Source organism: Staphylococcus debuckii, from assembly GCF_003718735.1.
Lineage (GTDB): Bacteria > Bacillota > Bacilli > Staphylococcales > Staphylococcaceae > Staphylococcus > Staphylococcus debuckii.
The window spans coordinates 896,085-915,114 of sequence record NZ_CP033460.1 but is presented as its reverse complement, the minus strand read 5'-3'; the positions used below and the strand labels follow the sequence as shown (position 1 = coordinate 915,114).

Below are 19,030 nucleotides of genomic sequence, written 5' to 3'. Positions count from 1 at the left end.
CTTATAAAAATAGCGGCATTAAAGTTTCTGTGTTCCATTCATGTTCGCTCGCTATCACGTAAGCGAATATTGAACTCATTAATGGGTCTATCTTTTCTCTGTTCATTTTCTTCTCAATCATTAATGAGTCATTAGTATCTTTAGCCACTGCATTTTTAATTGCAATGTCTAGCAATGGGTTTTTGTGATGTTTAATCTCTCCATTAATCACTTTTAATCTGAAATCCAATATCGGATTGGATAACGTTTGCGGTCCTTGTCTGATTTCCACTAATTCATACGGCCAGTCACGACGTTCAATCTCTGCAATAACGCCATGTATTGAATAAGGGTCGTAACATACCGCTTGCACATCTAAATTGTATTGATTGATATAATCTTCGATGTAATTCAAAACTTGGTCGGTATTGATAATCCCGCTTTGCAAATCAGTGATTGTACAATAACCATTTTCTGCAAGTTGTCTGTAATCGATAAAGTCTCTATCAATCTTGCCTTCCAATCCACCTTTTGTAGCAACAAATGAGTGACTGGTTACATAATATTGCTGGTTACCTTCATCAAGATGAATGAACGATACTGCGGTTAAGTCATCAGCACGCGATAAGTCTAAACCGATATAAGTTTTCGAACCGTGTATATCAAAGTCTGTTTCGTTTTTCTTCCAATCATTGAAATCTAAGTAAGACTCTGTACTTGCTTGCAACCAATAATTAAAGTTTTTAACAAGAACTTTGAACATAGAACCTTTTTTGTTAGCTTCTGCTACACGTTTTTCTAAATATTCTTCGATTTGTTCTTTCAATTCGTCTGATTCATTGATTAACGGATTAGATTTGGCCCATGTTGTTTTATCTTGCCATTCATCTTCCGAATCTTGTTCATAGATGATTGCAAAGTATTCTGGGTCTTCATAAACTTCAGCTAAAATATCTTTGGCGTAAGGCCATTCATTTACAAACATCGGTGAATTTAAGTTAAACCCTGCGGTACTGATGATGAATATAAGTGATTGATATAAGTTACCTTGACCGGATTGAATAAGTTCTACCATTTCATCAGTCTTAGCTGCATGATATTCATCAATAACAGCTAGGAACGGTTCGAAACCATCGACGGCACTTGTATCACGTGAAAGTGGCATAACGAAAGAGTCATCACGCAAGTTATTAAGCAACTCACGTACTTTTTTCACATCTTTCTTCAACTCTGGTACTTTCGATACTAAATGCATGAGTTGTTTGGTTACCATGTTGAATACAACGCTTGCTTGTTTCTTGTCATTAGCTGCACAAAAGATTTGTCTACCTTCTGCCGGTTCTCTATCGAATAAAAATGAATAAAGGACAAGCCCACTTACTAAAAGGGATTTCAATTTGTTATCGTAGAAGTTTTTTATCATCTACTTCTTACTGTCGCCAGTAAGTTCGGCATATATTTTCATCTTTGCTTTGTTAAGATGTCGGGACCTCGTGGAAGTATTATATTCTATACTTTTTGACCAAACAAAAAGCATAGGTTCAACTCCTATGCTCTACGGTACTAAATATTTTTTAATCTATTTAGTTACCTCGGTATTGTCTAAATATTCTAAAGTAAGTCCTTCTAATTCTTTCAATCTTTTTCTATCTCTTAGCGCATAAGGTGTTAATTTGTAAGGCTCATTAGTTTTTAACAATTTATAAGTCATTGGAGACGTATTGCATAAACCTAATTCCTCACAACATTCGTTCAGACTATCATATATAACTACTTCTTTAGATTTCTACCGATTTTCCCCGATTACAGTTATATATTTCTATATAACCAGGCAATTTTTTACCGCCCTTTCTAGCCATTGAGATAAACGCTTTTTTAAATCTCAACATATCTTTATCTTTAGTGAACCAACCTCTGACACTGGCAACTATGAATTTTTGGAACAAAGTTAGTTTATGAATTTTACCTTTTGTATCGGGTAATGTCTCCATGAATTTAATGACCTTTTTAGCACGTTTAGGCTTATAGGTATAATTCCATTTATCATTTTCTAATGAACGTTGTATGTCTTTTAAATGACGAATACAAGCAAGTCTAGTGTCCTTACATGTAATGTATGCACCGGACAGAACCATAACGCAATATTTGTATGCGTCATCTCTTAATTCATTCGGTATATTGAGAAGATTTTCATATGCTTTGGGTATTTTAACATTAGTCATCTTCATCAACACCAAACTCATCGTAAACTGATTTAGCTTTATCCTTTTCAACAGGGACAACTAAACGCATACGGCTGTCAATTGTCATTCCTAACTTGCCGCATATGCTTATAATCTCCCTTGTCGTATCCATGAATGTGACATATGGTCCAGTTTTTCGGTGATTATCTGGTTGATACGTCCCCACTTGTTGCATTTCTTGATATGCTTCATCGCTGATGTCGACTAACTGGCAATATTTTTTAATTAAACCATAATCTAGTTCAGCAATCGGCAATTGTTGTAAGAGAGGGACAACGCGTAACCATTCCTTAGCAGCACCTTCGGTTAAATCTTCCGGCAGATTTTCCGTATTAATCTGTTCGAACTCATAAAGTCCGTTTTCTACATTTTCGGCTTCTTGTAGCTCTTCTTTGGTACGGTGTCCCTGCTTTTGAAGATTCAATTTGCGTGGTCTAGCCATCTGACCACCTCCTTTTTGTAATATTACAACGGTCAGTTTCGGGAAATCGGGCGAAATTAAGGCCGGCTCGTTTTCAGCGTTCTCTCAACACCCACCCGGTTTTTCTTCACCCCGCAAAAAATATTTTTCCAAAAAATAATTTCAAAAAATAAAACTTCAAAATTTTATCTGCCGTGAATTTTATTGTGGCAGCTAAAACATACTGCCTCTAAATTATCCATATCCAGTCTTTTCGACCAATCCCGTTTCAATTCAATCTTGTGATGGACAATTAAATTCTTGTCATTCACAACGCCTTCAGCCAAGCAATGTTGGCAAAGATAGTTATCACGCATTAACACCTGTTGACGTAGTTTACGCCACTGTGTGCTATTGTAGAATGCTGTATACTCACTATTGTGCTTATTGTGCCTAACCTCTTGGTTATACCTTTGTGTATTGGCTTTCCTATAGTCTTGTAGCTCGCTTTGACTATAAGTTCTGTTTCCTAATCTAACTTTTGGAACTTTGAAATTACTCAAATTCATTTCAACTTCTTTCAATTAACTTTTCATCTTTCATTTCTTAACAAAGAAACTCAAATCAATTTAAGAATAAAAAATAAAAGACAAAACAAAATAAGAAATTATAATCTCAAATCATTTTGTCTTTCACTTTAGAAAATGTTTCATCAATCAAATGCAAATTGATCTCTAAAGTTTATGATTAATGAAACACTTAACAAATAACAAACAACAAATAAACAACAAACAAATTGATAATAAATAATAATTGTTGTTTCGATTAATCTCTTAAACTAATGAAACCTTTTAAGTTAATAGAATGAATGATGAATGTTGTATGTTAATCTTCTGCTTCAAGCATTGACCTTTAAAGCCTACACTCAAAGTGTATGACCTAAAAGGGTACTCTTGAATGTAGAGACCTTTAATCACCGCACCTTAACAAGTAGTGTCCTTTAATATGTGTGTCCTTATTATGTGGGTAGATTAAATAGGTGCATACAAAAAGACACGCTACAAAAGTAACGTGCCTCGTATAATATAGTATGTTTGAAGAACCGTGCATCTAATCAAATGCATATCTTAGAATGACACGTCCTGTTTTATTTCTCTAGGTAAAAACCTATACTATCATAATAAGCTATTGACACACCGCACTTCTACAACCTCGAAAGTGCGGTTACTCTTTTGTAACCCAGCCTATCTTTTTAGCTGTCTCTCTCATCATCTTATTACGCATTCTTAGCGCTGCGTCTTTACTGATAATTTTATCGTCCTCTCTCTGTTTAGTTATCTCATGAGCAATGTCCGGCCATTCATATATAGCAAGGTCTTTTTCCCAATAGCGATATTGTGCTATCAGCTTCTGTTCCTTAGTTGCTTTCCTATACACATCTTCAACTGCCATGATTGATTCAGTTAAGTTTCTATACAGGTTGTCCTTATTAAGTTTAATAACTTCCTGCTCTACTGGCTTGCCCGGCAAGTTAGATTTACCACCTCCTACATTCTTATCACTAGGTTGATATAGTAATTCATATCTTCTATATGCAAGTTGTCCTTTCAACTCTTCATGGTAAACCCACAACTCTTCTAGCTTCTTAATATCTGCACTGCCTAACTTCATGAGAAACCTCCAGCTATTTTTTTATAAAATCTATCGTTACGGTCCTTATTCACATAATATCTAAGTAATCAAATGCTATACCGTTTCTACTTTGTACTGGATCTATATTTTCAAAGTAACTATACGGAACACTTTTTCTATCCAACGTTTCTTCTAATCCTACATATTCATCAATATCCAATGCGTATAACTCTTGATAACGTTCAAAATAGATAAGTAAGAATGCTGCACCGCCATGTGCTTTAATTTTCTGTAAGTAATCTACTTGGTGCGGTTGTATGTTATTGAATGGAATGCTCTTACCTTTAGTATTCTTAGTATCAAAGGCTATCATCTTGCCGTTACTGATACCTACGAAGTCCACCATACCTTTAGCTTTAAAGAATGCTTTGCCTGTGCGTGTGTTGTAATTAATATCTGTCGGCACCTTACGTATGATTGCTTTGTTGTTCATCTCATATATCTGATTTACATGCGTGATTACTGATTCTAACCACTTGCCTCTGTTTGCGTAACTCATTTATCCACTTCCTTTGAGTTATTTAGATGTTTATGGTTATTAATATCTGCATCATCATTTCTTTTAGTCAGCGTCCGTATAATATATTTCTGTATCTTTAATTCACGATTCAACTCTCTATTCGCCATATTAAGCACAAGTGAAAGGAGAGCAAAGAGTATTGTTAGGGCTATCCACATATGCTACAACTCCTTTACATAAGTATTAAGTGCTAAAACTTTAAGATCGTACTTTGTCGCTTCTTCGCTAGCTTCTCTATGTGTACGATATTCCTTTGCTTTCGAAATATCATCAGTAGTTTGCATTACTTTTTCTATTAGGTTTTCGTTGTTTACATACATCTTAACTACATCTTGAAAATATCTACCATTTTTACTTTTTAATACAAATGATTGTTTGATTGGTATTAATCCATTTTCTTTTTGTTTATCTAACCAACTAGATGGGTCAATTTTATGTCTTTCGCTAATCTTATGTTTTGATGTATTTATTAATGTTCCATGTATTATTGATTCTTTAGATTTTAAATATTCATGCAAAGCATTTTCAGCTCTTATTTTTTCTTCTCGATAATATTGAGTTTCTTCTTTATATTTATCTAATTCTCTTTCAGACTTTATCCATCTATAAAGAATATAAGCCCACAAGAAAAATAGAAGGATTATAGAAATTATTTTTATCAAAACCATTACTCACTCACCTCTGCTTTTAAATCGTTAAGGTGCATGTGATCGTGTATATTAAAGTCTGCAGGTGCTTCCACCTCATCATTACGGTTAGCATAGATAATCAATTGCTCACCTAAATACTTCCCTAACTCCCACGCACCAATAATAAGTAAGTTTCTGATTAATGTATGTTTAAAATTTTTCATTTATCTTTCTCCTCAAAAGTTGTTTCATCATTAAATAAATCATTGACTGATAGTCCTAAACTGTCCGCTAATTTCTTAACTGTTTTTATGCTAAGGTTTGTCCTTCTATTTTCAATATCACTTAAATAAGACCGTGAAATTTCCATTTTTGTGGCTAATTCCTCTTGAGTCATATTCATGCGTTTTCTAATACGTTTAAGATTTTGACCGAATTTCATTATCTTACCTCCTTAAGAGCAAGGCGGACGAATCGCCAAGCAATTTATAAATCTGATTCCTTAACAAATGTTCCGTTGATCATCTTACCTTTACGTCCAGCAATCTCGTCATAAGCAAACTGCAAGCATTCTTCTAACGTCATACCATGTTGTTGTGCAAGAATGATAAGCGTAACTACTGTGTCGCCTATACCGTCTTTCAATGCTTCTGATTGCCCACGTGATAATGCTGCTGCTACTTCCCCGGCTTCTTCATAGAATTTAAGTGCTTGTCTGTCCGGATTACCTTTATCTAATCCTTTATCTTTACTCCATTGTTCTACTTGTTTGATTAAATTATTCATTAATATTTTCCTCCTTGATTAGTTCTACAATTTCATCAATCTTCTGTGCTACTTGGATTGTCTTTTTATCTTCTATCCCTAGAAACTCATTAGGCGTAATATTGAAGTAATCGCATAATTTCAACATGACTCCTATTGACGTTCCGCCTTCTTCTTTTATCAACTTCAATAATGTAGGTCTTGTTATTCCTGTCGCTTCCACAATCTGTGTTTGAGTGACACTGCGTAACTTAATGTAGTATTTCAAATTATTCTTTATATCCATCACTCACTGCCCCTCTCTAAATCATGCTTTAAATTACTGAACTCATGTGTGCCGTCTAGGTTATCCATATGTGTTAATAGCTTCCGAAATTCATCTTTAGCAACCATTGCATTTGCTACTTGGAATAAGTGGTACTGATTATTAGGTTTAATGACTCTTTTTGTTTCCTTGTGTGTCTTCACATATTCTGCTAACATATGGTCCTTTAGTCTTTGCCAAGCAGTTTCGTAATCACGTGGTTTCATTCCACAATTCCTCCCTTAATTCGATCCATTTCATGTTGTACATTTTTGTATTGACTGTTGCTCGGATTCCACTCTATTTTCAATCTGATATAATTCTCTAACTCTGACCAGTCGCTGCGATACATCTTAATATCATCAAGTAATTCGTAATACGCTTTGCGGTATTTGTCTGCAAGTTCTTTATCTGTCATTCCATTTCCTCCTGTTACTTTCATATTCTGCTCTATCTGCTAACACAGTGACGCGTGTAGGGACTCATGTGTACTACGAATCCCTTTACGCCTATCTGCTCTAAATCACGCTGTATGTCGCTTGGTGAACGTCCTACCGTATTCAGTTTGAAACGCTGTTTAATTCCGTTTGTAAGTTCTCTCATAAGAAACTCAAATGTCCTAACATTTCTTTTTCAGACCCTACGAAAATTCCCCACTTCTCTATCATGCCGAGTACTAAATGATTTGCAGAAGCACTGGCGATACCTTGATAAAATTGCGGTTGCAGTAAGCGTTTGTTGCTTGTGTAGGCGATAATCGGAATATCTCGTCCACATTCATTCAGTCCCGCAACCAATCCGATTTCTGATACGGTACCGTCCTGTGTACCGCCGTTGACATTCACAACCACATAATCGCTGCTCAAGATTTCAGACACATCACTGTTGTAAATATCTGTTGGTGTCGGATTGTTGGACTTATCATTGATCGCATTGTTCAATGCCAGTGCATATACTTCGTAACCTAATGCTTTTATTTTCTTCGCCGTTTCGATTGAATGATTGAATTCTCCGGTCGTCGCAATCGAGTGTGCCATATAAACTTTACTCATGTGCCAGCCCCTCCTTGAGTCTTTGCGCATAATCGATAATCTTATCCAGCTCTTTGTCTAATGCGTCTTTACGACCTAGCCTTGTAGCGTATTTGATGATATTAAACTTCATTGATGCAATCCACTCATCTTTAGTAAATTGTTGACGCGTAAATTCAATAACATCTACATTATCTGTACCGGCATAATGTGATGGTGTTCTATCACTTTCCAACGGCAGTGTTATTTTAAGTCCCTTTATACACGGAGAATGTATGCTTTTGCTTTCCATCTTCTTATAACTGATAGGCAACTTGTCGAAATAATCTTCATCAGTAAGTTCTAAAACCTTTTCTTGTCCGTCCGTTCTCACAATTGCCGTATCATATTCAAAATTCTTTTTAGATAAGTCAATGACTGTCGCACAATGTCCACCGTCTGCAATGTTCATGCCTTTATAGTTGTAAATAATGATACGATCACTTTGATTGAGTTCATGAATTTTAATCATTTACTGCACCACCTTAATAAATATGTCGTTTTCTGCTAAATGCTTGTACCATTTGCTAGGCTTCACACATTGCGGTGTGCCATCGTATAGCCACGGTTTTTCGGCCTTCTTACGTTCTCTTGACCGTTCTTCTGCTCTTTTTCTGCGCATTACATCTTCAAGTGCCAAGTCGTATTCAGTACGTGAGTTTCTGTCTACAAAATAAAGATTGTTTTCTTTTAATAAGCCATCTATGCTTTTATTGTTCTCTATTCTTTTTCTGAACGCCGTTAAACTTTTGATTGCGTTATCTTCTAATGTTTCAAGCGGTAAGTAGTAACTGACTTCCGGCAAGATAAATGCTGCACATATCACGCTATTTTTCATTACATACTCAGGAGATAATGAAATAGCATCATCTAACCCCCAACCTTCATCTAAACGATATTGAATAGTAATCATATTCAAGCCTATATTATGTGCATGCTTGACTTTTTCCTCTGATAATGTAAATGGTCTGTCATTGTAATAAACTATTGCCATGCTTATATCCCCCTTATGTGGTCGACGTCTCTTACATCGCCGTCTAACCAGTCATCTGTGTTATAAAATATGTCGTCTGCGATTTCCTCGATGTAGTCATCAACCGTCTCGTCCGGTTTTAAATTCAATGGAATTTTCTTTTCGAAATCTATGGTGTATCGTATTCTAGCCTTCTCTTCTCTGCGTTCCATTTACAGCACTCCAATCCATTTCTTTTAATGCTTTCTTCATAACAACTTCATAATCATCGAATGGTGTGATTTCATTTCTTTTAATTAATCTGTCTATCGCCCAACCCAGCTCTAAAATATGTTTTTGTATAACCGGGTCGTTCTTGTATTCGTTTCTGAACATATTGCCTAGTAATTCTTGTAATCTGAATGTCGGAAATGTCATGTGTAAAACCTCTGTATACGTTTATAGAAATCAAATTCGATTACGCCTGTTTCGCCGTCTTTATTCTTGGCGATATTACATTCGACTGTGGACTTGCCTTCCTCTTCTTCAATATCTTTGTCGTAATAATCTTCACGATAAAGCAGCATTGCTATTGAAGCGTCTGCCTCGATACCGCCGGACTCTTTCATATCTGATAACATCGGCCGTTTGTCATTACGTGACTCAACACCACGACTTAATTGAGACAAGATTACGATGATTGCGTCTGTCTCGTTTGCTATGATTTTTAGATCGCGTGAGATTCTTTCTATTGCCACCCGTCTATCTATCTTTGCGTCGGTCTGCATTAATTGGAGATAGTCGATAAATATGACTTGTGGTTTATCTGTTTGTTTCATCGCTTGCGCTCTCACATCTTGGGTCGTTATACTACTCTTAGCGACAATATTCACATTATTGTGCATGATGTCGTCCAAGCCTTTAGTAAGGTTGGTTATGTCATCGACAGTTAAGTTTGATACCTCTTTAATTTTCGTTAACTCGATTTTGCAAATGCTGGCGAGCATTCTTTGCAAAACATTTTTACCGGTCGTTTCAATAGAGAAGAATGTTGTTTGATAACCACTCTTAGCGACATTCCATAAGAGGTTCAATGCGAATGCAGTTTTTCCGACTGACGGACGCGCTGCGATGACGACCAATTGGCTTGGCTCAAAACCTCCGATTTTATAATCCATAAGTGGAAAGCCCGTTTTAATTTTGTTATTCGGTGCATCACTATAAATTTCCTCAATCAATTCGTTTACATATTCTTTCGTTCCTGTATCTTCCGTTTTATCTAATAATTCGATTGCCTGTAAGTTATCTATCAGTTCTCTTATGCTTGTCGTATCATCTTGTTGATACATGTTGGCTAGCCGTTCCGATTCTCTGCGTTGATAAGCGTGTATGATGTCGTCTTGATATGATTCGAAGTAACCCACTCCGATAAAATCAGTATTGTAAAGATGTGCTAGTTCGTCGTTGCTGATAAAACCTTTGTCTTTAGCACTTTTGATAAATAACTCATTTAATTCCACGCTTCCTTTTTCTAAGATGAATGTGATAAAATAGGAGTAACCAACATTTGTGAACATGTCGGGTTTTACTCTTAACTTTTGGAGAAGGTCCGGCTTTTTTAATAGGCTCGCAACAATAGTGCTTTCTATCTCATTGATGTTATACATAATTCTCGCCCCCGAACTCTCTCATTTTATTTCTTAAAGTTTGTAATGCTTTTGCTCGTTCCTCTCGATACTTTGGATCATTCGCCATTTTGCTTTGATGTTCCTTTGTCTTTTCATCAACCTTATGTTCTAGTTGTTTAGGGTAACTACGCATGATGTTCGGTATCTTAGGTGGATAAGGATTACCATCTTTGATGTATTTCTTTAAAGTGTGCATAGTAGGCTCGTAATCCCCGTTCTCACTTAGCATGTCTAACCATAACTTTGCTTTCTCTCTATCAAAATTCATTTCGTAAATGTTATTGGCGAACTTGATTATCTCTGCAGCCTTTTCTTTAGTCATAGTCATTAGCTATCACTCCCTACTAAGTCATCTAGCATTCCATCTATATTGCTATTTTGTTTTTTAGTCTTAGGTTTAACTTTGTTCTCTGCTTTCTCTTTAGTATCTACACCTTCTTTAATCCAATTAGTTAATACTTTGATTAAGTAGTTAATACCTTTGTTGTTATCTCTTGTATAATCAGTAGCTACTTTTACTATGTCTAATGCTTCATTACCTAAGTCTTTGATTAACTCTTCTATCTCTTGTATCTTTAAAGGACTTTGTATTATTTCTAAGTGATTACTAATATATTGAAATGACTCACTTACACTATCTGTAGTAATCTCTGTAGTAATCTCTGTTAAAGATTTGTCAGTTTTTGACAATTCCATTTGCGAGTTTTTAGCATTTCCATTTGTTAGTTTTTCGCAAATCCACTCGGTCAATCTGTCCATATCAACTTTATAGTGTAAAGTAGGTGCGCCATTAGCTTTCTTTAATGATGTTTTTATTAAACCTATTTCTTTTAATTTATCAATGCTCTTATCAATTTGATAACGAGATAGAAAAAGTTCTTCTTTCCATTCTTTATATGATTTATAGAAGTAACCGTCTTTCCTTTTCGTCTTATCGGACCAGTAAATTAATTGATTTAAGAATGCAGCAATATGATAATCTCCTAACAATTCAATATATACAACTGGTATTGGAATAATATTTTCTCTACCGCTAAAGCTCTTAATAACACTTTTAATTTGAAGTCTGTTATCCATTTAGTTATGCCCTTTCTGTTGTATTTTCTCGAAGTGCATACCAGTTAGATCTATTTAAACCGGTAACTCCAAATTGTCCTTTACAAATCAATTTTTGATTACATAAGTTGTTGACACATCTTGTTATTGATTTTTCACTCATAAATGTTAATCTGTTTTGTATTTGATAATATGGTAATCTAGTCCAACCATTCTTGTTCTCTGTGGAGATACATATTTTGATGTATTCATATAAAATAGCTTCTTTAAGACCTATTTCTTTAGCTAGTTGCGGTGAAAAATATAAAGGAATATCATTTGTTATCATTCATCTTTCCTCCTTTCAACATTTTGTTTAATCGTCGGTCTACTGGAATCCAAGAATTTTCTAGTTGATGTAGCTTATCGAAACTGTTAACACCCATGTCATGCTGTGACTGATGATGTTCTCTACAAAGACACAGCACTTCGTAACCGTAGTGGCCCATTTTCTTACGATTAGCACCTCTTCCGATTGCTTTGTGATGAGCAAGCTCTCCACGTTTTCCGCATATAACACAGTTTCGATTGACCGTTGACCAGTAAAGAAAGGCTTTATCCTCTTTCATGAGGTCGCTTGTTTTATGGTTGAGTGGAATATCGTTATAGAAAACCCAGTCTATAATGACCTCTATAATTTGTTTCGCTTGGCTTCTTGTGCAGTCACTCAATGAGAGGGTCATATCATAGCCGTAAAGGACTGATACGTAATCCATGAACATATACCGCATATAGTCACGTGGTTGCCCTGTGTGTGCTTCTATGTCGTTACATAAGGCGAATATCTTTTTGCGCTGTTTATCTGTGATTAGGAATGGATCGATAGCTTTAACTTCACATTCAACTTCTAGTCCGTTATCTAACAGTAAGAAATCTTTGTTTTCTAAAGTTACACCCTCGATGACGGCAGTTATTGTGCCATCATCTTGTTGGATGTATGATTTGATATTAGCCACTTAAATCAGTCCAATCAGAAAGGAAGTTCCGATTCTGAAATATCGTCGTTAGCATTTGCAAACGGGTTATTGCCTGCTGGTGCTTGTCCTCGTTGCTGTTGAGGTTGATTGTTTTGTTGTTTACTGCCTTTGCTATCTAAGAATTCAATTCTGTTCGCAATCACTCGTACTACTGAACGATTGTTGCCTTCTTTATCTTGAAATCTATCTTGTTTCAATTGCCCTTCGATTAAAATTTTGCTTCCTTTACCACAATAGTCAGTGAGTAGTTGAGCAGTTTTACCAAATGCTGCAATGTCAAAGAATGAAGTGTCATCTCTTTTGAATGGATTATCTACTGCCAGTGAAAAATTAGTTACCTGTGTTTGACCTGCTTGTTTTAGTTCCAAATCTTTAGTGATACGTCCCGTTAAAATAGTTAAGTTAGTCATTATTATTCTCCTTGTCTAATTGTTTTAGTCCGGCGTCTAATTTTTGATGAGCTACTGCAATATCTTTTTTAGTAACTTTGTTAATGTTTTGAATACCTAACCAACGCATTGTTTTATCTAATGTTGCGTCTCTACCTTTTTCTTGTGATAACGTTACAAATTGGTTGATACGTTCTTCTAATTCTGTAATATCGTTATCGCTTGCACTTGGTACTTCTTCACCGTTGTAAATGTAAAGGCCTAGTCCATGTAGTGCAGCAGCTTTTACAAAACAACGTTTCTGCGCTTTATTGATATCGAATGTAGTTGCGCTACCTTTTGCTAACGATTTGTTTCTAAAGTCCAATACTGGCAACCATTCTGTCTCTGTATGACCTTTGACTGTAACTGATACTTGTACGAAGTAGCCCTCTGGTGTAGAAAGGTAAGGCACAAAATAGTCATCTCTAGCTACATCGGGGTGGGGGAATTCATGAGTTTTAATTGTGTATTCAGGGTCAATCTTTTTTAATTCTTGATGAGCATATGACCACGCTAAATAAGTAAGTCCGTTTTTCTTTTCTACATGATCGTTTACATCTTTTTGGTTAAGTTGATTAAATAATGTTTGCTCAGTCATCAAGTCCTACCTCCTCATATTTAGTCGTTTCTGTAACAGTCTTTTTAATTGCTACATGTTTTGTCATATCTATTGAAGTTTTGTCTAAGCCATCAAAATGTTTAGCGTCACGTTTGTCAGTTGAATATCTAATAGTAGGTACATTCTCACTAGGTCTATTAGTGATATATAAATCATCATCATCAATACCTTTTCGCTTGATTAGGTAAGTCACTGTTTCTTTGGACATTTGACGAAACACCCCTATTCTGTGTATATTTAAGTTATGAATAATTAATAAACACTTACTCTGACTGTCAGCAATTGCTCTTGCTTTCAGTCTTTTTAATGTTTAATTGTCAAAATCGTAATGTATTCTTCTCCATCAACCGCATTTTCTTCTTCATCTTCTTCGAAGTACCAGATATCAAAGAACAGATAAACTACTAACGATAAAAGCAATGACCACGCTGATGATATAATGAGATCTTGTGTGATAAGTGTCAGTATGACTGTGCTTACAAAACAAAACGCATATGTTATCCAGAATGATTTCATAATTTCAACTCCTGTTTAAATACTGGTTTCTTTTAATTCTCGAATTGCTTCATCCGACAAATCACAATATGGGAATTTTTCTCTCACTAATTGGATAGGAACCTTCCCTCTAATTGCAATAAATCCTTCTTCTTCAAGTTCACTGTTCAACTCCCTTACAATGGTAGAAGCTTTACTTTTACTAATACCTGCCAACATCTGTATATCTTTTATAGTTAAATAATTGATGATCATAATAGCGACTCCTTTCGTGTATAATGTTGGTATCGCTACTGCGATAGTGGGTGGTGAAAAAAACTATGAGCCAAGATAAATACGAATTAAAATTTGATGAGATAGATCAAGTTTTAAAGGATAACGGCGTTGACAATGTAAATCTTGCAGTAGCGCTATCTAAATTATTTTCTCTATATACTGATGACGAAAGATTAAAAAGAAGAGTTATCAGTGATATCGATAGAGTCAATAAAGATATGTCACAAGAAGCACAAATGCGTCGTTTAGCTAGCCAAGGTATTTTCCCAGAAGATTTATCTAAGGATTAATACTATTTGCGTGTTACTTTTTAATAGAAGTAGCACGCATTCTTTGTTCTAAAATAACAAGAGCTAATTCGTAAATTGGAAGAAAATCTACTAGTTCTGGTTCCTGTTTAACTTTAAATTCGATGTCTTTAATTATCTTGTAAGCCTCTCCGTAGGTTTCTGCACTATCAATAGAATCTTTATAAATTTCTAATGCGTGTTTATACAAAATATCTTTGTAATCTTGATGACACTCTATTATTTCTTTGTTTAATTTAAATTTGCTCATTCCGTTTCCTCCTTTAATTTGTTCGCTCGATTGTGGGTTTTGGTATACTAATTTCATCTCCTACTGAAAGGAGGTGCTGCCTTTGGGTAAAAAGTCAGGTATTTCTATTGATTTTGATGAGAAGAATTTCGACAAGGCTTTCAAAAAAGCTTTGAATAAACAAATAGCTAATTTTGATAAAACCATGAAGTGTCCCGACTGTGAGAAGAAAGTGACACTTAAATTCAGAAAGCATAAAGCTACTTGTCCGAAATGTTCTTCTGAGATTGTTCTAAATCAAATTTGATTTTAAATTGATTCAATCTTTCAAAATCATCTTTCAAAGCTGCAATGTCTTTTTGAATTGTTTCCAGCAATTCTTCGAGATCATTGCGGTTTTTAAGTTTTAAATCTAGATTCACTGTCATACCTTCAATTTTCTTCATTTGTTTCACCTCCTTTAATTTCGCTCGATTGTGGGCAGGATATTGTTGTCTTTGAGCAAGTCATAAATAAACAGTCTGCCCTTTTGCGTCCATTTAGTATTCATACGTACTGACGTGCTGCCGTCTTTATGCTCGATTTCTGTAGTTGATGAATGCGTATATCCTTCATCATGTAAATTCGAGTAAAGTAACCATTGTCCAGATTGTTTGTACTGTACTTTTAATTTATGCAGTAATTTATTAAGTGCTTGAGCCGACATACCATAGTCCTTCGCAATCTGACCTACTGTCACTAAACTTTTGTTGTTCAAAATTGCGTCTAGATAAGAAGCTTTAGGTTCATATTCCGCTATCTTTTGTTTCTGCATGTTGTTTTCGAGCTCTAATTGTTCATTGCGTTCAACTGTTTCTAACAATTCAATCAATGCTTCTTTATAAGTTCCTGGCAATCTGTTTTGAAGCGCGTTTTCCATTTCGTTAAATTTGTTGATGTATGCCATTTTAAAATCGTTATGACCCTGAATATTGAACATGTATAAAGTGAAACCATCTTTAGTAAGTAGATATTCTTTTTGTTTTCTACCTCGTGAATCTTTGTAGTTACTAGGAAAGATTAATGTACTCACATTTGAGGACATTAAAATTTGTTCTAAATCTCTCTTAACATTGTCATGTCTACGATTTAATTCTTTAGCTACTATTCGACTAGAAACGACTGGCCCTAATTCCGAATTATTTTCAATTTTGATTTCTTGTAAATCTTGCATATGTTTCCCTCCTATTAATTTGATGCTTTTTGTTTCTCTCCCACTAAAACGTATTTAAAATACGATTGTTCTTTTAAAAAAATAATCTCATTAATAGATACGTTAAGTGCATTTGCTATTTTAAACGCATCTTTCGGTTTAATTATTTCAGGATTATTTTCCCAAATATTATATGTTGAAGGAGAAATACCAATAACTTTAGCTAGTTCTTGTTGTGTATAATTTTTTCTAGATCTCCATTCTTTCAATGTAAGTTCTGTCATGTTTGTCACCTCTTTCTCTCAAGCTCTGACTAAAGTATATCGTACTTAAAATACGTTTTCAAGTATTTTTTGTAAAAACTTTCGATTTTTTCGTAAATAAATTTCGAAATAACGTATTTTAACTATTGTAATTATGATTTTTCATAGTATAATAATAAGTAACAAAACATCACATATAAGGAGGGAAATTAAAATGGCTTTCAAAAATTCCATCAAAGAAATCAGACTAAAAAACAAACTTTCAAAAGTTGAAATGGCAAAAAAACTAGATGTTTCTGAAGGTACAATAAGAATGTGGGAAAGTGGCAAAAATGAACCTAGAATGGGCATGGTAGAAAAGATTTCCGATTTATTTAATGTTTCTAAAGGGTATCTTTTGGGAGAAATTGATAGTGTAGCTTTACCTAAATTCGAACAAGATGTTGAACTTTCATATTACGGTAAGGTTTCTGCTGGTAATTTTGAAGAAGTGGCAGTTGAATCCTCTACTATTAAAGTTCCTTCTTCAATATTTAACGGACGCAAACCAAGCGAATGTATTGCTTTACAAATCAATGGAGACAGTATGAATAAAATCCTTGCCAATGGTTCATATATAGTCGTACACGATTATAGAATCAATCAAGATTACAAATTAAATAGTAACGATATTTTAGTCTTACGCATCGGTGGAGAATACACTGTCAAACGCGTTAGGCGCACTGAAACAAAGCTACATTTAGATCCAGTAAGTTATTCTGATGAGTTCAAGACTAATTCTTATGAGTTAGATTCAATTGATGAAATAGAAGTTATAGGTAAAGTTATCTATAATTACCAAATATTCGATTAACAGCGCTCTCGTGGAGCTTTAATATAAAAAATTATTATTAAGGAGAATGTAAAATGGGAAAGCAAGACATACTTACATTTAAGGAAACTAAGGTGGAAGGGGATTATTTAAGAACATTAACAAAAGAGCAGAAAAAAGAGTATAAGAAAAAATCAGTGGAAGAAAAAAGAAAAATTATACATGAATTTAACCCACAAAAGTTTGAACCGTCTAATAATGAAGATAACAAAGTTATCGGTTGGATTAAAAAGCACAAAATTTGGAGTGGGATTATAATATTAATACTTATTGGTGGCATCTGGAGCATTTTTACTGATTCCGAAAATACAGAAACAGAAGATGCTAAAAAAGAAACTGCTACCAAACAAGAGAAGAAAGAAAGTAAACAAGATACTAAAAAAGATACTAACAAGAAAGAAGAAACTAAAAAACCTCTGACAGATGAAGAAAAGCTAAATAAGCAGTTGAAAAAAGGAGTGCATTCTGCAGATGTTAAAAATGTTGATTTTGGCGTGGGAGCGTCGGATGTAACTATTGAACTAAAAGGCAAAGAAAATTTATCTGAAAAGATGACCTCAAAAGGGTTTAGAATGGGAACATCTGAAGCGTTATATGCGCTAAAGAAATCTAAAATCGATGTAAATAGTGCAGATATATACGTATATTATCCTCTGAACGACGGAATGAAAGACGAAGAAAAAATGGTAATGAGTAGCAGATGGGATAAAGATACAATAAGAGAAATGAATCAAGATGCATTATATACACTACCTGATGGCGACAATATCGAAATGCATGCAGAAAGTAGTTTTATACACCCTGTAATGCGTAAAAGTGAAAAATAATTTTTAGGGCATTCACTTGCCCTATTTTTTCCACATGTTACAGCTAGTCAGAAGTTATTTTAAACAAAGGGGACAACAACATGAAAATAATCAATTGTAAGATCAAAAGAACAAGTATCATTTATGAAGTTTTAACAAATGGAAATCAATTATTCACTTATGAGTTACCTAAAGATTTATCTTCATACCACACAAAAAAATGTCTAAATTTAATTGAACAAAAAATCGATAGTGATAATAAAACGAATAATAATTCATTGTAATAATAAAACGCCTACATAAGTAGACGTTGTAAGGAGGTAGATTATGAAAGGTTATAACCAAGGCAAAGACATTGAAGACTATATGAAAAATAAAGGTGTTAAGCGAAGTAACCCATTAAATAAAAGTTTTGAAAAAGAGGAATCTTCGGGTAAGCTCAAATCTATTTTAGAAGAAAAAGCTAATAAAAATAAAGGTTAGCTTATTTTCATTAAATACAACTCTAATTTCACTTTTTGCTTTAAATCAATAATGGTATGAGTTGTGTAGTAATCGTCTTCATATGGCAAATTAGAAACTTTAAATTTTTGAGGTTTTATTTCTAGTAAATCAAAATCACTACCTGAGGAATTATAAGTTATTAACTCTCCTTCATTAAGAATTTTGTTTTCAAAATCTCTTATGACTATAAAAACCGGTTTGCGATTGTTATTAAATAATTCATCTCTTTTATCAAGAATACTCATTTTGTCTAGTTTGAACTTCATACGAGTGATGTTAACCAGTTTGATTATAGAATTGATAATTAATGGATTAAAGATAAATATTACTAATATAAACAATAGTGTAAAAACAATAGATAATTTTATTAGGGTAATGAATTCAGACGTGTATAGATTGGATATGTCTATATTTCCATATACAACAGCAAATGCTGTACACCAAATTATTATTGTCTCAACTGAAAATAATAATAATATTGGGGCATTAATTGTTTGCTTATCTTCACTTACCAAACCGATTAAAACTAAGTATTTATAAGGAATATAACCCAAAAATCCGGTAAGTATCAAACTTGTAATTACTTGAGCCAAACCATCACCTACTTTTTCTTTAATTATAACATATTTCTATGAGTTATCACTCTATATATAGTTTTAAACTATTACATGGGTACACCCACCGTACCCTTATTATTTTTTTACCTTTTTTGAGGAGGAATG

The 19,030-nt window shown here is 34.2% G+C and carries 37 protein-coding genes and 2 pseudogenes; 5 read left to right on the top strand and 34 right to left on the bottom strand.

The genetic code is table 11. The features are described from left to right. Position 1: 1 nt before the first annotated feature. The 29 genes and pseudogenes from CNQ82_RS04225 to CNQ82_RS04080 form a co-directional block, all read right to left on the bottom strand. Positions 2 to 1,372, bottom strand: a pseudogene (locus CNQ82_RS04225) (terminase large subunit); the annotation flags it as partial. 186 nt (positions 1,373 to 1,558) lie between these two features. Further along, on the bottom strand, positions 1,559 to 1,690 hold the full coding sequence (locus tag CNQ82_RS13390; protein ID WP_276308809.1) for a hypothetical protein: 132 nt from the start codon (positions 1,688 to 1,690) through the stop codon (positions 1,559 to 1,561). Positions 1,691 to 1,811: 121 nt separating this feature from the next. After that, positions 1,812 to 2,201 (bottom strand): annotated as a pseudogene (locus CNQ82_RS04220) (terminase large subunit); the annotation flags it as partial. After that, positions 2,194 to 2,664: a phage terminase small subunit P27 family gene (locus CNQ82_RS04215; RefSeq protein ID WP_123144222.1), complete on the bottom strand. Its 471-nt coding sequence runs from the start codon at positions 2,662 to 2,664 to the stop codon at positions 2,194 to 2,196. The gene CNQ82_RS04215 and the pseudogene CNQ82_RS04220, both read right to left, overlap by 8 nt. 164 nt (positions 2,665 to 2,828) lie before the next feature. Further along, on the bottom strand, positions 2,829 to 3,191 hold the full coding sequence (locus CNQ82_RS04210; RefSeq protein ID WP_123145642.1) for an HNH endonuclease: 363 nt from the start codon (positions 3,189 to 3,191) through the stop codon (positions 2,829 to 2,831). A 655-nt stretch (positions 3,192 to 3,846) separates the two neighbouring features. Then, positions 3,847 to 4,293 (bottom strand): transcriptional regulator, encoded by a 447-nt coding sequence (locus tag CNQ82_RS04205; protein ID WP_123144221.1) that lies wholly within the window; start codon positions 4,291 to 4,293, stop codon positions 3,847 to 3,849. A 49-nt stretch (positions 4,294 to 4,342) separates the two neighbouring features. Then, entirely contained in the window at positions 4,343 to 4,813 is a 471-nt protein-coding gene (locus CNQ82_RS04200; RefSeq protein WP_123144220.1) for a Holliday junction resolvase RecU, read from the bottom strand. Positions 4,814 to 4,995: 182 nt separating this feature from the next. Then, complete coding sequence (locus CNQ82_RS04190) at positions 4,996 to 5,502, bottom strand: hypothetical protein (RefSeq protein WP_123144218.1); 507 nt, start codon at positions 5,500 to 5,502, stop codon at positions 4,996 to 4,998. After that, complete coding sequence (rinB, locus tag CNQ82_RS04185) at positions 5,502 to 5,687, bottom strand: transcriptional activator RinB (RefSeq protein WP_123144217.1); 186 nt, start codon at positions 5,685 to 5,687, stop codon at positions 5,502 to 5,504. Before rinB ends, CNQ82_RS04190 begins: the two co-directional genes overlap by 1 nt. Continuing rightward, complete coding sequence (locus CNQ82_RS04180; RefSeq protein ID WP_123144216.1) at positions 5,684 to 5,905, bottom strand: helix-turn-helix domain-containing protein; 222 nt, start codon at positions 5,903 to 5,905, stop codon at positions 5,684 to 5,686. Before CNQ82_RS04180 ends, rinB begins: the two co-directional genes overlap by 4 nt. A 44-nt stretch (positions 5,906 to 5,949) precedes the next feature. Further along, positions 5,950 to 6,249 carry a MazG-like family protein gene (locus CNQ82_RS04175; RefSeq protein WP_063164620.1) on the bottom strand — a complete coding sequence of 100 codons (300 nt, stop codon included), beginning with the start codon at positions 6,247 to 6,249 and terminating at the stop codon, positions 5,950 to 5,952. Beyond that, positions 6,242 to 6,514, bottom strand: a complete 273-nt coding sequence (locus CNQ82_RS04170) for a helix-turn-helix transcriptional regulator (protein WP_123144215.1) — start codon at positions 6,512 to 6,514, stop codon at positions 6,242 to 6,244. Before CNQ82_RS04170 ends, CNQ82_RS04175 begins: the two co-directional genes overlap by 8 nt. Next, positions 6,514 to 6,759, bottom strand: coding sequence for a hypothetical protein (locus tag CNQ82_RS04165; RefSeq protein ID WP_123144214.1), 246 nt, complete (start codon positions 6,757 to 6,759; stop codon positions 6,514 to 6,516). Before CNQ82_RS04165 ends, CNQ82_RS04170 begins: the two co-directional genes overlap by 1 nt. Further along, complete coding sequence (locus CNQ82_RS04160; protein WP_123144213.1) at positions 6,756 to 6,950, bottom strand: hypothetical protein; 195 nt, start codon at positions 6,948 to 6,950, stop codon at positions 6,756 to 6,758. The genes CNQ82_RS04165 and CNQ82_RS04160 overlap by 4 nt, the downstream gene beginning before the upstream one ends. 181 nt (positions 6,951 to 7,131) lie before the next feature. Then, on the bottom strand, positions 7,132 to 7,584 hold the full coding sequence (locus CNQ82_RS04150; protein WP_123144212.1) for a nucleoside 2-deoxyribosyltransferase: 453 nt from the start codon (positions 7,582 to 7,584) through the stop codon (positions 7,132 to 7,134). Further along, complete coding sequence (locus tag CNQ82_RS04145) at positions 7,577 to 8,074, bottom strand: DUF3310 domain-containing protein (protein WP_123144211.1); 498 nt, start codon at positions 8,072 to 8,074, stop codon at positions 7,577 to 7,579. The genes CNQ82_RS04150 and CNQ82_RS04145 overlap by 8 nt, the downstream gene beginning before the upstream one ends. Continuing rightward, positions 8,075 to 8,596, bottom strand: a complete 522-nt coding sequence (locus CNQ82_RS04140) for a hypothetical protein (protein WP_123144210.1) — start codon at positions 8,594 to 8,596, stop codon at positions 8,075 to 8,077. A 2-nt stretch (positions 8,597 to 8,598) separates the two neighbouring features. Next, positions 8,599 to 8,787: a hypothetical protein gene (locus CNQ82_RS04135; protein ID WP_123144209.1), complete on the bottom strand. Its 189-nt coding sequence runs from the start codon at positions 8,785 to 8,787 to the stop codon at positions 8,599 to 8,601. Then, on the bottom strand, positions 8,762 to 8,992 hold the full coding sequence (locus tag CNQ82_RS04130) for a hypothetical protein (RefSeq protein WP_123144208.1): 231 nt from the start codon (positions 8,990 to 8,992) through the stop codon (positions 8,762 to 8,764). Before CNQ82_RS04130 ends, CNQ82_RS04135 begins: the two co-directional genes overlap by 26 nt. Beyond that, positions 8,989 to 10,224 carry a DnaB helicase C-terminal domain-containing protein gene (locus CNQ82_RS04125; protein WP_420876466.1) on the bottom strand — a complete coding sequence of 412 codons (1,236 nt, stop codon included), beginning with the start codon at positions 10,222 to 10,224 and terminating at the stop codon, positions 8,989 to 8,991. Before CNQ82_RS04125 ends, CNQ82_RS04130 begins: the two co-directional genes overlap by 4 nt. Beyond that, entirely contained in the window at positions 10,214 to 10,570 is a 357-nt protein-coding gene (locus CNQ82_RS04120) for a hypothetical protein (protein WP_123144206.1), read from the bottom strand. The genes CNQ82_RS04125 and CNQ82_RS04120 overlap by 11 nt, the downstream gene beginning before the upstream one ends. Next, positions 10,570 to 11,319 carry a DnaD domain-containing protein gene (locus tag CNQ82_RS04115; RefSeq protein ID WP_123144205.1) on the bottom strand — a complete coding sequence of 250 codons (750 nt, stop codon included), beginning with the start codon at positions 11,317 to 11,319 and terminating at the stop codon, positions 10,570 to 10,572. The genes CNQ82_RS04120 and CNQ82_RS04115 overlap by 1 nt, the downstream gene beginning before the upstream one ends. Before the next feature lie 4 nt (positions 11,320 to 11,323). Further along, positions 11,324 to 11,626 (bottom strand): hypothetical protein, encoded by a 303-nt coding sequence (locus CNQ82_RS04110; protein ID WP_123144204.1) that lies wholly within the window; start codon positions 11,624 to 11,626, stop codon positions 11,324 to 11,326. Continuing rightward, positions 11,613 to 12,293 (bottom strand): putative HNHc nuclease, encoded by a 681-nt coding sequence (locus CNQ82_RS04105; RefSeq protein WP_123144203.1) that lies wholly within the window; start codon positions 12,291 to 12,293, stop codon positions 11,613 to 11,615. Before CNQ82_RS04105 ends, CNQ82_RS04110 begins: the two co-directional genes overlap by 14 nt. A 14-nt stretch (positions 12,294 to 12,307) precedes the next feature. Next, entirely contained in the window at positions 12,308 to 12,724 is a 417-nt protein-coding gene (locus CNQ82_RS04100; RefSeq protein ID WP_123144202.1) for a single-stranded DNA-binding protein, read from the bottom strand. Beyond that, on the bottom strand, positions 12,717 to 13,343 hold the full coding sequence (locus tag CNQ82_RS04095; RefSeq protein WP_123144201.1) for a Sak single strand annealing protein: 627 nt from the start codon (positions 13,341 to 13,343) through the stop codon (positions 12,717 to 12,719). Before CNQ82_RS04095 ends, CNQ82_RS04100 begins: the two co-directional genes overlap by 8 nt. Continuing rightward, the gene (locus CNQ82_RS04090; RefSeq protein ID WP_123144200.1) at positions 13,336 to 13,572 is read right to left on the bottom strand and encodes a DUF2483 family protein; all 237 of its coding nucleotides are present in this window, start codon (positions 13,570 to 13,572) and stop codon (positions 13,336 to 13,338) included. Before CNQ82_RS04090 ends, CNQ82_RS04095 begins: the two co-directional genes overlap by 8 nt. 95 nt (positions 13,573 to 13,667) lie before the next feature. After that, the gene (locus CNQ82_RS04085; protein ID WP_123144199.1) at positions 13,668 to 13,880 is read right to left on the bottom strand and encodes a hypothetical protein; all 213 of its coding nucleotides are present in this window, start codon (positions 13,878 to 13,880) and stop codon (positions 13,668 to 13,670) included. Positions 13,881 to 13,895: 15 nt separating this feature from the next. After that, positions 13,896 to 14,114 (bottom strand): hypothetical protein, encoded by a 219-nt coding sequence (locus tag CNQ82_RS04080; protein ID WP_123144198.1) that lies wholly within the window; start codon positions 14,112 to 14,114, stop codon positions 13,896 to 13,898. 65 nt (positions 14,115 to 14,179) lie between these two features. Here CNQ82_RS04080 and CNQ82_RS04075 point away from each other — a divergent pair, with 65 nt between their 5' ends. Further along, positions 14,180 to 14,425: a hypothetical protein gene (locus CNQ82_RS04075; protein ID WP_123144197.1), complete on the top strand. Its 246-nt coding sequence runs from the start codon at positions 14,180 to 14,182 to the stop codon at positions 14,423 to 14,425. A gap of 13 nt (positions 14,426 to 14,438) precedes the next feature. Here CNQ82_RS04075 and CNQ82_RS04070 read toward each other — a convergent pair whose 3' ends face one another. The 4 genes from CNQ82_RS04070 to CNQ82_RS04055 all read right to left on the bottom strand — a co-directional run bounded on the left by CNQ82_RS04070 (position 14,439) and on the right by CNQ82_RS04055 (position 16,148). After that, on the bottom strand, positions 14,439 to 14,693 hold the full coding sequence (locus tag CNQ82_RS04070) for a hypothetical protein (protein ID WP_123144196.1): 255 nt from the start codon (positions 14,691 to 14,693) through the stop codon (positions 14,439 to 14,441). Between the two features lie 239 nt (positions 14,694 to 14,932). Beyond that, positions 14,933 to 15,118 carry a hypothetical protein gene (locus CNQ82_RS04065; RefSeq protein ID WP_123144195.1) on the bottom strand — a complete coding sequence of 62 codons (186 nt, stop codon included), beginning with the start codon at positions 15,116 to 15,118 and terminating at the stop codon, positions 14,933 to 14,935. Between the two features lie 14 nt (positions 15,119 to 15,132). Next, complete coding sequence (locus CNQ82_RS04060; protein WP_123144194.1) at positions 15,133 to 15,885, bottom strand: phage antirepressor KilAC domain-containing protein; 753 nt, start codon at positions 15,883 to 15,885, stop codon at positions 15,133 to 15,135. A gap of 14 nt (positions 15,886 to 15,899) precedes the next feature. After that, a complete protein-coding gene (locus tag CNQ82_RS04055; RefSeq protein WP_123144193.1) occupies positions 15,900 to 16,148 on the bottom strand; it encodes a helix-turn-helix transcriptional regulator in 249 nt (82 codons plus the stop codon). Between the two features lie 193 nt (positions 16,149 to 16,341). Between CNQ82_RS04055 and CNQ82_RS04050 the strand changes: the two genes are divergently transcribed. The 4 genes from CNQ82_RS04050 (at position 16,342) to CNQ82_RS13110 (ending at position 18,287) form a co-directional block, all read left to right on the top strand. Next, complete coding sequence (locus tag CNQ82_RS04050) at positions 16,342 to 16,980, top strand: XRE family transcriptional regulator (RefSeq protein ID WP_123144192.1); 639 nt, start codon at positions 16,342 to 16,344, stop codon at positions 16,978 to 16,980. A 53-nt stretch (positions 16,981 to 17,033) separates the two neighbouring features. Continuing rightward, positions 17,034 to 17,825, top strand: coding sequence for a hypothetical protein (locus CNQ82_RS04045; protein WP_123144191.1), 792 nt, complete (start codon positions 17,034 to 17,036; stop codon positions 17,823 to 17,825). Between the two features lie 80 nt (positions 17,826 to 17,905). Beyond that, positions 17,906 to 18,088, top strand: coding sequence for a hypothetical protein (locus CNQ82_RS13280; protein WP_123144190.1), 183 nt, complete (start codon positions 17,906 to 17,908; stop codon positions 18,086 to 18,088). 82 nt (positions 18,089 to 18,170) lie between these two features. Next, entirely contained in the window at positions 18,171 to 18,287 is a 117-nt protein-coding gene (locus tag CNQ82_RS13110; protein ID WP_240624938.1) for a hypothetical protein, read from the top strand. On the opposite strand, the gene CNQ82_RS04035 is transcribed toward CNQ82_RS13110, so the two are convergent. Next, complete coding sequence (locus CNQ82_RS04035) at positions 18,284 to 18,901, bottom strand: ATPase (protein ID WP_123144189.1); 618 nt, start codon at positions 18,899 to 18,901, stop codon at positions 18,284 to 18,286. The genes CNQ82_RS13110 and CNQ82_RS04035 overlap by 4 nt on opposite strands. Positions 18,902 to 19,030 lie beyond the last annotated feature (129 nt).